The sequence below is a fragment of the Tabrizicola sp. M-4 genome, assembly GCF_051132405.1.
In the GTDB taxonomy this organism is placed as follows: Bacteria; Pseudomonadota; Alphaproteobacteria; order Rhodobacterales; family Rhodobacteraceae; genus Paragemmobacter.
Map to the genome: position 1 here is coordinate 292343 of NZ_CP128607.1, position 13149 is coordinate 305491.

Here is a 13149-nt window from a genome sequence, read left to right on the forward strand (position 1 = left end):
CGATGCAGGCGGATTTTCGCAAGGTTGCAGACCCCGTCATCTCGGTGCGCGACCTGCATAAATGGTATTCCGGTGTGCATGCGCTGCGTGGTGTCAGTCTGGATTTTCAACGGAACGAAGCGGTAGGCCTCGTCGGTGACAATGGGGCCGGCAAGTCGACGCTTATCTCCATCCTCGCCGGTTTACACCAACCCGATGAGGGTGAGGTTTTGGTCGATGGGCGCGCGGTGCGCATGAAAGGACCGCGGGACGCGATGGACCAGGGGATCGAGACGATCTACCAATACAATTCCATGGTCCCCAGCATGTCCATCGCCCGCAACCTCTTCATCGGGCGCGAACCACTGAAAACTTCGTTCTTCGGGATTGGCATTCTTGACGAGGCGAGGATGCGTTCCGAAAGCGTTGCGGCGATTGCCGATGTTGACCTGCATCTGCGCTCGCCCGATGCCTTGGTGGGCGAGCTTTCGGGCGGGCAGCGGCAGGGTGTGGCGATCGCTCGGGCGATGCATTTCAAATCCAAAGTGCTGATCCTTGATGAACCGACGAACCATCTGTCGGTCAAGGAAACCGACAAAGTGATCGGCTTCGTGAAATCCCTATCAGCGCAAAAGGTGACGGGTATCTTCATCAGTCACAACATGCACCATGTTTTTGCGTGCTGCGACCGGGTTGTTGCGATGGCCCATGGCCGTGTGGTTCTCGACAAGAAGATCACCGAAACCTCGATTGAAGAAGTCCATGACGTTCTGTGAGGAGGCGAGAATGGAAGGGCAGGGCAGACATATTCTGATCACCGGTGGTCTCGGCACGATTGGCCGAGCGATGGCCGCGGCTTTTGTGGCGGCGGGGGACCGTGTCACGGTGCTGGATCGGCCCGGCGGGGCGGTGCCAGAGGGCATGGGCTGGCTCGGGGTGGACCTCAACGACCTTGCTGCCACCGAGGAAGCTGCATCCGGCCTTGCCGCGCGGGATCCGGTAGACGCACTCATCAACAATGCGGCTCTCATCATCAACAAGCCGCATGATGCCTTTAGCTTCAGTGAATATGAGGATCAGATCCGGGTTAATTCCTCGGCGGCATTTGTCCTGACACGCGCAGTCGCCGCGGCCATGAAGACCAAGGGCTGGGGAAGGATCATCAACCTGACGTCGATCACGCTCAACGGTCAGTGGGATGGCTATGTTCCCTATGTCGCGTCCAAGGGCGCGATGCTTGGATTGACCAAGGGCATGGCGCGCGAGCTCGGGCCGCATGGGATCACGGTCAATGCAATATCCCCCGGTGCCGTGGTCTCGGAAGCAGAGAACCGTGTCTTTGCGGATCGACTCGAGGAATACAACGCTTGGGTCCTTGAACGGCAATGCGTCAAATCTCGCATTCATGCCGAAGACGTCGCCAGGCTTGCCCTTTTCCTCTGTTCCGATGGTGCGCGAATGATTTCTGGCCAGAACATTGCGATAGATGGCGGCTGGTAAGAGGGGGCGATGATCGAACTGCTCGCAGGAGGTGCTCGTGCGCTCATTGGACCGGAAAACGGTGCAGCGCTTGCGCTTCTAGAGGCAGACGGTCTGCCCATCTTGCGACCCTTGAAGCCCGGTCAGGCAGAAGATCCTTTCGCCTGGGCCATGAATATTCTTGCTCCGTTTTCAAACAGGGTCTCTGCACCCATCGTTGTTGATGGCATCCCGGTTCCTCTAGCCCCGAACCTTTCAGGAGAAGCCTTCCCTATCCATGGGGACGCATTTCAAAGGCCGTGGCGGGTCAGCGGTTTGGCTCCTGATGCTGTTTGCCTCGATCTACCAGACGGGGCCTTCGGACCTTTGCGCTATGCAGCACGGTTGACCTATGCCCTTCGGGATGAACGGCTCGAGGCGAGGCTTGTCCTGCGCAACAAAGCGTCCATGCCGCTGCCTTTCGGAGGCGGTTTCCACCCATGGTTCCCAAGGGATAGCGAGACGTCTATCTCCTTTTCGGCCAAAGAATACTGGCCAGAGGATGTGCGTCATCTTCCCGCAACGCGCTACCCTATCGAGCCTCCACCTAACTTGAGTTTCGACCAACCACGCCCGCTTCCAGACAGCTGGATCAACGCCGGGTTTTCCGGTTGGGCGGGAACAGCGACGATTCTGCAGGGCAAGGGCGCGCATTCGGTGCGCCTTTCAGGCGCGGGTCTTGCGACCCTGCTTCTTTACTCTCCCGGGCGCACGGCGGATTTCTTCTGTCTCGAACCGGTATCACATCCGGTAGATGCCCACGCGCTGCCAGGATGTCCTGGCTTGCTTATTCTGGCTCCGGGGGAAGAGATGACCCTTGGCGTGACACTGGAATGGAACATCGATGATGCGTGATCTCCCTGCTGACGCCGTCCTTCTGGGGCGCATCTGGAATCCTGCTGCTGGCGGGCCTTCGGTCGTGACTCTGCGCAATGGTCAGGTGATGGACATCACCCCACAGAAGGCTCCTTTGGTCCGCGATATCTGCGAAATGGATGACCCCGCGGATTATGTCTCGCGGGCAGAGGGTAGCGCCGTTGGTTCGCTTGACGATCTTCTTGCAGCCAAAGTGGGAGATCTGTCAGTGCCGCATCTCCTTGCCCCCTGCGACCTTCAGGCGGTCAAAGCCTGTGGCGTGACCTTTGCAGGATCGATGGTAGAGCGTGTGATCGAAGAGCGCGCGGGTGGCGACCCCGCGAAGGCCGAAGAAATTCGGAACCGAGTTGGCGCGGCCATTGGTGACTCTCTGCGCAACATCCGCCCTGGATCACCCGAGGCGATGGCCGTGAAGGCTGCCCTACAGGCAGAGGGGTTGTGGAGCCAATACCTTGAGGTTGGTATCGGTCCGGATGCAGAAGTCTTTTCGAAGGCTCAGGTTCTGTCTGCGGTCGGTTATGGAGCGCAAGTTGGCCTTCATCCAATCTCGAAATGGAACAACCCCGAACCCGAGGTGGTTCTGGCCGTTTCTTCCCGTGGACGGATCGTGGGCGCGACACTGGGCAATGATGTCAACCTTCGGGATGTGGAGGGGCGCTCGGCGCTACTTCTTTCCAAGGCCAAGGATAACAACGCTTCTTGTGCGATCGGGCCGTTTATCCGTCTTTTCGACGCGAACTTTGGGCTTGATGATGTGCGCCGAGCCGAACTGACACTTCTCGTCGAAGGTGAGGATGGTTTTGTGTTGAACGGCCAATCATCCATGGCCCAAATCAGCCGCGATCCGTTGGATCTGGTCGCTCAAACAATCGGACGACATCATCAGTATCCTGACGGGCTGATGCTGTTTCTGGGAACACTCTTTGCGCCAACGCAGGATCGGAACGAACCCGGTGGAGGCTTCACGCACAAGATCGGCGATGTCGTTTCAATTGCCGCCCCTGGCCTCGGCGTGCTGCGCAACACCGTCCAGTTGTCAACCGACTGCCCGGAGTGGACTTTTGGCGTTCGGGCCCTGATGGCTAATCTCGCCGCACGCGGCCTCATCTGAAAGACATAGGCATGTTAACCGGTAAACATCTGATCGCTGGGGAATGGGTGGACGGAGGGGCGCGTTTCCGGTCGAGCCCCGCAACGGGCGAGGCGCGCGACTACTCTGTGGGAACGGCGGCACATGTCGGTGCCGCTGTGCGCGCGGCGGAAGAGGCATTTTGGTCTTTCTCAGCGTTGTCACGCGACGTGCGGGCTGACTTCCTTGACCGCATCGCAGACGAGATCGAAGCCCGTGCGCAAGCGATCACCGAGATAGGCACATCGGAAACAGGCCTGCCTGCCGCGCGTTTGGAAGGCGAGCGCGGGCGCACGACCGGCCAGTTGCGCTTGTTCGCCTCCCATATTCGCAAGGGCGACTATCTGGACCCACGCCACGACGTCGCTCTACCCGACCGCAAACCGTTGCCGCGCCCCGATATCCGGCTGGTCCAGCGTCCGATCGGGCCGGTTGCGGTCTTCGGCGCCTCAAATTTCCCCTTGGCTTTTTCTACGGCGGGTGGCGACACGGCCTCTGCATTGGCCGCAGGGTGCCCCGTCGTCGTTAAGGGCCATTCTGCCCATCCCGGAACAGGCGAGATTGTCGCACAGGCTATCGACGCGGCAATAAGGGCCTTCGGACTGCACGCGGGCGTGTTCAGCTTGATCCAAGGTGGGAAACGCGATGTGGGCGAGGCTTTGGTTCAGCATCCGCTGATCCAGGCCGTCGGGTTTACCGGATCTTTAGCGGGTGGACGCGCTTTGTTCGACCTATGCGCGCGACGCCCTTATCCAATCCCGTTCTTCGGTGAATTGGGCAGCGTCAACCCCATGTTCTTGCTACCCGCTGCGCTGAGCGCGCGTGGGGCTCAGATCGCGCAGGGCTGGGCGGGGTCGCTGACGATGGGGGCAGGCCAGTTCTGCACCAATCCGGGCATTGCGGTCGTAATCGATGGTCCTGACGCGCAGACTTTTATCAATGCGGCGAAGGCTGCAACCGCTCAGGTTGGCGCCCAGACGATGTTGACGGACGGAATTGCCGAGGCGTACCGCACGGGTCGCGACCGGATTGCGGGTGCAGCCGGTGTGCGCACAGTACTGGCCACCACGTGCAACCAGCGCGATGCGACGCCCAATCTGTTCGAGGTGTCAGGCGATGATTGGCTGGCAAACCATGCTTTGGGCGAAGAAGTGTTCGGTCCTCTAGGTCTGATCGTGCGCGTGCGCGATTTTGACCAGATGCAAGTGATCGCACGATCACTGGAGGGGCAATTGACTTGCACCCTTCACATGGATGGCGCGGACACCGACCATGCTCGCGCCCTGATGCCGGTTCTGGAACGTAAGGCAGGCCGCGTGCTGGCTAATGGCTTTCCCACCGGGGTCGAGGTTTGCGATGCGATGGTGCATGGGGGGCCTTATCCGGCCAGCACCAATTTCGGCGCGACGAGCGTAGGGACGATGTCGATCCGCCGATGGCTCCGCCCGGTTAGCTACCAGAACATGCCAGCAGCTCTGTTGCCCGAAGAACTTCGTTGATCATGCGCAAAAGTGACGCTGTGATGATTATTCGCGAGCGTCGAGCGGAACGCTAGCTATGCATCCCCCTAAGGGGGCAGAGGCTTCGGCCGACGGCTCGGTCTATCTTCCACAGTCCAGCGGATTGAGTGTGCGATCAATTCCCCCATTCTGACTCGCGCCAGGAACTGGGCGACTGTCCGACGACCTTCTTGAATTCGCGGCTGAAGTGGAAGGCGTCGAAGAAGCCGCAGCGTTCGGCGATCTGTTGCAGGCTCATGCCGCTTTCCTGCATCAGGCGCTGCGCCTGAACCAGCCTCTGGTTTCGCAGGAAGGTGCGTGGACTGACGCCCATGTGCTGATGGAACAGGCGGCGCAGTTGCGAACTGCTTAGCCTAGCGATGCGTGCCATATCCTCGGCTGTCCATCGCGACTCCGGTCTCTGCATCAGCGCCTGGATAAGCCTGTCGAGCGAGGCGGGAAGGATGCTGCGCGCCTCGGAATTGGCGGGGCCGGTCAGAAGTTCCAGAAACCGGCCGAGTACGGCATTCAGCCGGACATCCACGCCGGGCCGCGGGTCTGCCAGGATGCTGAACAGCCCCTGGAACCAGGCGATCATCTCCGCGCCGCTGGCGATCGTGACGCGCGGCGTACCCTGGCCGAAGACCCGCAATCGCAGCATGGGAAGATCAGGCCCCTGGATGCGGAACCACATGACTGACCAGGGATCGTTCTGATCGGCGCTGTGCGCGTGCGGCACATCCCCCGCGATCCAGACCAGTTGCCCGGGCGTTAGGCGGTAGGTATCCGCACCGATCCGTACCTCGCCACGGCCCGACAGGCAGTAAAGCACATCATCACCGGGGCAGGCGCTGCGCGACACCCCCCCGCCGGGGGCGGCATCGATCCATCCGGCCCGCAGCACGGTAAGGAAAAGATACCGCGATGCAGCATCGGGCAGATGGTAGAGGCTAATTCTTGAAAGGGCGACATGGGATTTCTCGGTCATGCGCGTTTCATACATGCTTTTTCGCATTGCGTCTATTCGCCGCACGCCTTGCACGCGCTTACGATCCTTACCGGAGCGAGGATGTCACAGGCCGCCGGGAGGGAAGAATGCCAATCTTGACCAGCCATCACCAAGCAGCGCGCGCCGGTCTTGCGCCTGCTGCACGGCCGCAGGTGCGGCCTGAGCGCGGAGAATGGTGCCGTGGCGGGGCTGGGCCTGAGTGCCATTTCCGTACGGGGCGGCAACACGGCGCCGCATGGTCCCGACTGGCATGGACCCACCTGGAACTGACCCGCCTCGCCAGTGGCCTTATTGCGCGGCGGCATCGCCGCAGGAATGGCCACGGCTTTTCCGGAGTGACAGCATGACCGCGCCGGGCAGCTTCGCGGCAGGGACAGAAGACAGGGTGCAGGGTCGAGCCGGGATGCGCCGGGTATCGCCGATGTCGCGGCTTCTGGGTGCGCGCGAAACGGGCGTCTTCATTGCCTTCCTCGTCTTGTGCGCCTTTCTGGCGCTGACCACCGACAGTTTCCTTACGCTGTCGAACCTTCTCAACGTCGGACGTCAGGTTTCATTGCTCGGCATCATGGCCATCGGCATGACCTTCGTCCTGATTTCCGGCGAGATCGATCTTTCGATCGGCGCGACCTATGCCCTCAGCGGGCTGGCGGCGGGCATGCTGATCACCATGGGCTGGAACGTCGCGCCGGCCATCGCGGCCGGGCTGTGCCTTGGCATGCTGGTCGGGCTGGTGAATGGCCTCTTGTCCACCTATGGCCGGTTGCCATCGCTGATTGCCACGCTGGGCATGATGTCCGTCATCCGTGGCATCGCGCTGCTGATGACCGATGGCCAGCCGGTGACCGTCAATGTGCGCAACGGGGCGGATCCGGGCGTGCTCGAGACATTCCTTGCCCTGGGGCAGGGCCGGGTCGCCGATCTGGTTCCGATGCAACTTGTCTTCTTCATCCTGGCGGCGCTCTTGGGATGGGCCCTGCTGTCGCGGACAAGCTTCGGCTTCCGGATCTTCGCGGTGGGCGGCAGCCCAAAGGCGGCGCGGGTGTCGGGGATCGATGTGAACGCGGTGAAGATCTGGGCCTTCGTGGTGATGGGTTGCCTTGCCGCGGCGGCGGGCATTCTGTCCATGGCCTTTCTGCCCAGCGGGCAGGCCGGACGCACCGGCGTGGGGCTGGAGCTTGATGTGATCGCGGCCGTCGTCGTGGGCGGGGCCTCGCTGGCCGGGGGAAGCGGAAGCATCCTCGGCACGGTGCTGGGCGTTCTCATGATCGGCGTGCTGCGCAACGGGCTGGTGCTGAGCGGCGTGTCGCCCTTCACCCAGGAAGTGATGATCGGACTGGTCATCATCATCGCCGTGGCGATCGACAGATGGAGCATCCGCTGCACCCGGGGTTGAACCGGGGCGACCGCCACAGGCAAACCAAACCAGAGGGAGGAGACTATGAAACTCAAGGTGAGCGCGATCGCGCTTCTATCCGGGATGCTGCTATCCACATCCGTCGCGGCGGAAGCCGTGAGCGTGGATGGCTTCGACCTCGCGCCGCGCATCAAGGAGAAGGTGGCGGCGGGCGGCGAGTTGAACATCTTCGTGTCCTATCACGACACATCGAACGAATTCGCGCCTTCGATCCGGGCAGGTGTGGAAAAGGGCGATGCGATAGAGGGTGTCGCCGCCCGCTTCATCGGGCCTGTCGGGGCTGATGCCGATGCCCAGATATCCGAGATCGAAACGCTGATGGACCAGATGGACGGTCTTGCCATCTCGTCGGTCAGCACGGATGCGCTTGCCCCTCTCATCAACCGGGTGATCGAGGCGGGCATCCCCGTCATCACCTACAATACCGACAATCCCGACAGCGGGCGGCTGGTCTTCGCCGGGCAGGATCTGGTGCAATCCGGGCGCGAGGCCGGAAAGCTGATGGGCGAGGTCATGGGCGGCGAAGGCCGGGTGATGATCACCACGCTCGACGCTTCGGCGCAGTGGTCGCTTGACCGGGAGGGCGGCGCCCGCGAGGCTTTGGCCCAGTTCCCCGGCATCGAGGTGGTGCGGACCCTGAACACCGGGACCGATCCGCAAGAGATCTATGCCGCCATCGAGAATGCCATGCTGGCCGATCCGGGCATCACGGGCATCCTGTCGCTGGAATGCTGCTCCACGCCTGCGGCGGGGGAATGGGTTCAGCGCAACGACAGGAAGGACGCGGTCAAGATCGTTGGCTTCGATCTGCTGGATCAGACGGTCGAGCTTGTGTCGAACGGCGTGATCCAGGCGACCATCGACCAGGCGCCCGAACGGCAGGGCTTCGAGGCGGTGAACCTGCTGGCCAGCTTCCTGCGCGGCAGCCCGATCGACGATCTGGATACCGGCGTGGGCATCTACACGCCCGAGAACATCAGCGAAATCGCCAACTGATACAAACGGCGCGCGCCCCGGGGCAGCGTTCCGGGGCGCCCTTTGCAGGGATCAGGACGGATACCAGGACCATGTCGGCAGCCTTTCTGGAATTGCGGGACGTGACCAAGGCCTTTCCGGGCGTGACCGCCATGGATCGTGTGTCGGTGGCTTTCCGGCCCGGCGAGGTTCACGCTGTCATCGGCGAGAACGGTGCCGGGAAAAGCACCATGATGAACATCCTCGCCGGAGAGTTGCAGCCCAACAGTGGCACGATCCTTGTCGATGGAAAGCCCGTCATCATCGGTTCGGCTCTGGCCAGCCAGCGGCTTGGGATCCGCGTGGTCTATCAGGAACTGTCGCTGTGCGAGAACCTGACGGTGGGGGAAAACGTCCTGATGGGCCGCTTTGCGCGGCGGCATGCCCTGTCGCTCCTGAACCGCCGGCGCGCGGCCGAGGCAGCGCGCGAGGCGCTGGAACGGCTGGGGCTGACCGAAATCGGAATCCATGATCCGGTGGCAAGCCTTTCCATCGCGCAAAAGCAGATGGTCGAGATTGCAAGGGCGATTTCGCAGGATGCCCGGCTTCTGGTGCTGGACGAGCCGAACTCGGCCCTCTCGCCCACCGAAAGCCAGCGGCTGTTCGACATCGTCAGGGCATTGCGGGCGCGGGGGGTGACGGTTCTCTATGTCTCGCATCACCTTGACGAGGTGCGGGCGCTGGCCGACCGGATCAGCGTGATGCGCGACGGGCAGTTGCAGGTCACGCTGGAGAACGGCCCCCATCTGACCTCGGCGGATCTGGTGGCCCATATGGTAGGGCGCGCGGTGAACACGGCGGCACAGTATTCGCGCCTTGCGCGGCCCGCGCCTGCCGATGCGATGCCCGCCCTTGCGATCCGCGATCTTGCCGTGCCGGGGCGCATCGACGGGATCAGTTTCACGGTCGCCCCCGGAGAGATCGTCGGCGTCGCGGGCCTGCCCGACAGCGGCAAGGACATCCTGGCCGATGCAATCTTCGGCCTGGTTCCCCGCAGCGGGACGGTCGAGATCGGCGGCATCCGGCTTTTGCCGTCGCGGCCGTCGCATGCCATCGCGGCGGGCATCGCCCTCATCCCCGCGGACCGTCGCGGCGCAGGCGCCCTGCTCACCATGAGCGTGGCCGAGAACATCGTCTCTTCGACCCTGCGGCGGTTCAGCCGCCTTGGCCTGCTGCGGCGGGGCGAGATCCGCGATACCGCCCGGCGCTATGTGGGCGATCTTCGGGCCAAGGTCTCCGATTTCGGCCAGCGCATCGGCACTCTGAGCGGAGGCAACCAGCAGAAGATCATCCTTGCGCGCGGACTGGTGTCGCAACCGCGGCTTCTGATCCTGCACGAACCGACCCGCGGCATTGACGTCGGCGCCAAGGCCGAAATCTACGACATCCTGAAGACGCTGGCCGCAGACGGGCTGGCCATCCTGATGGTGTCCTCCGAATTGCCCGAGATCGTGCTGCATTCCGGACGCGTCATCGTCATGGCGAACAGGCGCATGACCGGCGAACTCTCAGGGTCCGACGTGACCGAAGAGGCGGTCATGTCCCTCGCCACCACGAAGGCAGAACCCCATGCTGCCTGACGCCATGCATCGAACGGGGAACTGACATGACGCATATCACCGTGATCGGCAGCTTTGCTGTGGGAATGACGATCCGCACTCCGATCATCCCGGTCTTCGGCCAGACGCTGTTAGGTTCGGATTTCGATCTGGGCCCGGGCGGGAAGGGATCGAACCAGGCCGTGGGCATCGCCCGGCTCGGGGCCGAGGCATCCATCGTCGCCTGCATCGGCGAGGATGATCTGGCCGCCGTGGCCACAAGGCTCTATGCGGCGGAAGGGGTGGATCCCACGCATCTGCACCGCATGCCGGAAAAGGCCACGGGCGTGGGCTTCATCATCCTCAATACTGCGGGCGACAATTTCATCATCCTCGACATGGGCGCCAACATGCTCATGGACCCGGCGCTGGTGGACCGCGCGCAGGACAGGATCGCGCGCAGCGCGGTGGTCATGTCAGTTCTTGAAATCCCGGTTCAGGCCGCGCGACGGGCGATGGAACTGGGCCGGACGGCAGGGGCGCGCACCATCCTGAACCCTGCGCCGGCGACCGCCCTGCCCGAGGGCATCCTGGACCATGTGGATTACCTGACCCCCAATGAAAGCGAGCTGCGGCTTCTGCTTGGGCTGCGGCCGGATGATCCGGCCGGAACCCGCGATCTTGCCGTTGAACTGCGCCGGCGCGGCGTGGGGACCGTCGTGGTGACGATGGGCGAAAAGGGCGCCCTGATCCTGGACGATCAGCACGACCTCGTGGTGCCCGCCCCGAAGGTGGACGTCGTCGATACCACCGGTGCGGGGGATTCCTTCAACGCGGCCTTTGCCGTGGCCCTTGGCGAAGGGCGCCCCCTGGCCGAGGCCGTCCGCTGGGGCGTGGCGGCGGGCGCCCATGCCTGCACGAAACTGGGCGTGATCCCCGCCATGCCACGGCGGGCCGAGTTGATGGAGATGCTGACGTGACCTGTGCAAACCGCAACGGTGGAGAGAAAGAATGAAGCGCGGACGCCTGCTGAATGCCGAACTGAGCCACGCGATTTCGCTGATGGGGCACGGGGATCTTATGATCGTCTGCGATGCAGGCTTTCCGATCCCCCGATCCGCCTGGCGGATTGATCTGGCGCTGATGCCCGATCTGCCTGACCTGAAGACCGTGCTTTCCCTGATCGCCGATGAATTCGTGGCCGAGAAGGTCGCCTATGCGGATGCCCTGCCCGATCACAATCCGCTGCTGTTGCAGACCGTCCGGGCGCTTTTCTCCGACAGCGACCATGCCATGATCCCGCATGCCACGATCCTTGGCGAGATGGCAGAGCGGGCAAAGCTGATTGTCCGCACGGGTGCCTTCGATCCCTGGGGAAACATCCTTCTCTATTCGGGTGTGGATGCGCCGCTGTGGTTTTCCAAGCCGGGGACGGTCGCGCCGCCCGAATATGCGCGAAAGCTGGCCAAGGGGTGATGCCGGTGGCGCGGATATTCGACTGGGCGGCGCGCGACAGCCAGCGCCTCGCGACCGTCGCCTCGTTGCGGCAGGCCAAGGGGCGACCGGGCGCCTTCGCCCAGGTGACCTGCGACAGCGCCGAGGAAGCCGCCGCCGCCGAGACTGCGGGGATCGAGCTTGCGGTCTGCCGGGCACGGAACGTGGCCGAGGTGCGAAAGGGGTCTTCCCGGATCTTCGTGACGGCGGCGCTTGGCTTTGCCGAGGCCGTCACCGATGACGAGATACTGCGAACCGCGTTCAAGGCCCTGACGGACGGCGCCGATGCCGTGATCACAGGGCGACGCCTGTCGATCGTGTCGCTGCTGGCCTCGGAGGACATTCCGGTGATGGGCCATCTGGGCTTCGTGCCGCGCAAATCCACCTGGGTCGGATCGGTGCGGTCGGTCGGCAAATCGGTAGAGGAAGCCGTCGAACTCTGGCACCGGTTCCGGCGGTTGGAAGAGGCCGGGGCCTTCGCCGTGGAAGCCGAACTTGTGCCGGCCCCCCTCATGGCGGAACTGTCGCGCCGCACGGGCCTGGTGACGGTCTCGCTCGGGTCGGGCCCCGCCGCCGAGGTGGTCTTCCTCTTTGCCAGCGACATCTGCGGCGAAACCGAAACCGTCCCCCGCCATGCCCGGCGCTATGGCGATCTTGCGCGCCTCAACCGCGAAATCGCCGCCGAACGGGCAAGGGCGTTCCGCGCCTTCCGATCGGATGTCGCGGGCGCCGCCTATCCGTCGGCGGCGGAAGTCGTGCCCTTGCCCGACGGGATCATCGAGGAATTCGGCCGTCGGCTTGGCCATTGATCAATCGGCCCTGCGCAGGCGCCGCCACCCCGGCGGCCCGTGCAGAGGCCCAGCACAAAGGAGTGAACGCATGTTGGACGACCTTCCAGATCTGAAGACCATCGCAGCCAGAGTTCAGCACACCAATGTCTCTCCGGCCGCAACGCGCGATGACATCGCGCTCTTGTGCGATCAGGCCCTGGAACACGGCTTTGACGGGGTGATGGTGCAGCCCTGCTGGATCGGCTTCTGCCGGACGCGACTGGCCTCTGCCTCCGTCAAGGTCTGTTCGGCCATGGCCTATCCGATGGGTGGCAGCCTGACCCGCAGCAAGCGTGCCGAACTGCGCGACATCCTTTCGGAAGGCGCGCAGGAGGTGGATTTCATGGCCAATATCGGCTTTCTGGCCTCTGGCGATGGCGCGGCCTTCGAAGACGAGGTTGCAAGCCTCGTGCAGGCGGCGGGGACCGTTCCCCTGAAGATCATGCTCGAACTTGGCGCCTTGCCCCGGCAGCATTGGGAACAGGCCGTGCAATCGGCAGAAGCCGCCGGTGTGGCCTATGTCAAGAACTCCTCCGGTTGGGGCGAGGGCGGCAAGGCCACGGTGGAGATCGTCACATTCCTGCGGCAGACGGCGCGGCGGGCCAGGGTCAAGGCATCGGGCGGCATCCGCACGGCTGCCGATGCCCGCGCGATCCTTGCCGCCGGTGCGGATCTGATCGGCACCAGCGCAGGCCCCGCGATCATGGCCGGGGCCGAGGGCAAGGGGGCCTATTGACCCCGCCCCCGGCCAAAGGCCCCGATCAGACCGTCCCCGCCCGAAAGGCCCGTCCCGCGCGGCCCCGGCGCGGGATCGGCAAGGGGCCGCGGATCCCTTTCCCGAACCCGCCG

13 protein-coding genes are annotated in these 13149 nt (G+C 63.5%); 12 read left to right on the forward strand and 1 reads right to left on the reverse strand.

Features of this window, described 5'->3' with window-relative positions:
- Positions 1-2: 2 nt before the first annotated feature.
- The 5 genes from TabM4_RS21510 to TabM4_RS21530 are packed head-to-tail and all read left to right on the forward strand — an operon-like array spanning position 3 to position 5001.
- Positions 3-755 carry an ATP-binding cassette domain-containing protein gene (locus TabM4_RS21510; protein ID WP_434622342.1) on the forward strand — a complete coding sequence of 251 codons (753 nt, stop codon included), beginning with the start codon at positions 3-5 and terminating at the stop codon, positions 753-755.
- A 10-nt stretch (positions 756-765) separates the two neighbouring features.
- On the forward strand, positions 766-1479 hold the full coding sequence (locus TabM4_RS21515) for an SDR family oxidoreductase (RefSeq protein WP_434622344.1): 714 nt from the start codon (positions 766-768) through the stop codon (positions 1477-1479).
- Positions 1480-1488: 9 nt separating this feature from the next.
- Positions 1489-2352 carry an aldose 1-epimerase gene (locus TabM4_RS21520; protein ID WP_434622346.1) on the forward strand — a complete coding sequence of 288 codons (864 nt, stop codon included), beginning with the start codon at positions 1489-1491 and terminating at the stop codon, positions 2350-2352.
- A complete protein-coding gene (locus TabM4_RS21525) occupies positions 2345-3484 on the forward strand; it encodes a fumarylacetoacetate hydrolase family protein (RefSeq protein WP_434622832.1) in 1140 nt (379 codons plus the stop codon). The genes TabM4_RS21520 and TabM4_RS21525 overlap by 8 nt, the downstream gene beginning before the upstream one ends.
- Positions 3485-3495: 11 nt before the next feature.
- Positions 3496-5001 carry an aldehyde dehydrogenase (NADP(+)) gene (locus TabM4_RS21530; protein ID WP_434622348.1) on the forward strand — a complete coding sequence of 502 codons (1506 nt, stop codon included), beginning with the start codon at positions 3496-3498 and terminating at the stop codon, positions 4999-5001.
- Between the two features lie 136 nt (positions 5002-5137).
- On the opposite strand, the gene TabM4_RS21535 is transcribed toward TabM4_RS21530, so the two are convergent.
- Positions 5138-6043 (reverse strand): helix-turn-helix domain-containing protein, encoded by a 906-nt coding sequence (locus tag TabM4_RS21535; protein ID WP_434622350.1) that lies wholly within the window; start codon positions 6041-6043, stop codon positions 5138-5140.
- A 310-nt stretch (positions 6044-6353) separates the two neighbouring features.
- On the opposite strand from TabM4_RS21535, the gene TabM4_RS21540 reads away from it, so the two are divergent.
- The 7 genes from TabM4_RS21540 (at position 6354) to deoC (ending at position 13036) form a co-directional block, all read left to right on the forward strand.
- Positions 6354-7403 (forward strand): ABC transporter permease, encoded by a 1050-nt coding sequence (locus TabM4_RS21540; protein WP_434622352.1) that lies wholly within the window; start codon positions 6354-6356, stop codon positions 7401-7403.
- Between the two features lie 45 nt (positions 7404-7448).
- Positions 7449-8420, forward strand: a complete 972-nt coding sequence (locus TabM4_RS21545; RefSeq protein ID WP_434622354.1) for a sugar ABC transporter substrate-binding protein — start codon at positions 7449-7451, stop codon at positions 8418-8420.
- A 71-nt stretch (positions 8421-8491) separates the two neighbouring features.
- Positions 8492-10018, forward strand: coding sequence for a sugar ABC transporter ATP-binding protein (locus TabM4_RS21550; protein ID WP_434622356.1), 1527 nt, complete (start codon positions 8492-8494; stop codon positions 10016-10018).
- Between the two features lie 26 nt (positions 10019-10044).
- A complete protein-coding gene (locus tag TabM4_RS21555) occupies positions 10045-10956 on the forward strand; it encodes a ribokinase (RefSeq protein ID WP_434622358.1) in 912 nt (303 codons plus the stop codon).
- Positions 10957-10987: 31 nt separating this feature from the next.
- Complete coding sequence (gene rbsD / locus TabM4_RS21560; protein WP_434622360.1) at positions 10988-11452, forward strand: D-ribose pyranase; 465 nt, start codon at positions 10988-10990, stop codon at positions 11450-11452.
- Positions 11452-12279, forward strand: a complete 828-nt coding sequence (locus TabM4_RS21565) for a 3-methyl-2-oxobutanoate hydroxymethyltransferase (RefSeq protein WP_434622362.1) — start codon at positions 11452-11454, stop codon at positions 12277-12279. Before rbsD ends, TabM4_RS21565 begins: the two co-directional genes overlap by 1 nt.
- A gap of 70 nt (positions 12280-12349) precedes the next feature.
- The gene (gene deoC / locus TabM4_RS21570) at positions 12350-13036 is read left to right on the forward strand and encodes a deoxyribose-phosphate aldolase (protein ID WP_434622364.1); all 687 of its coding nucleotides are present in this window, start codon (positions 12350-12352) and stop codon (positions 13034-13036) included.
- Positions 13037-13149 lie beyond the last annotated feature (113 nt).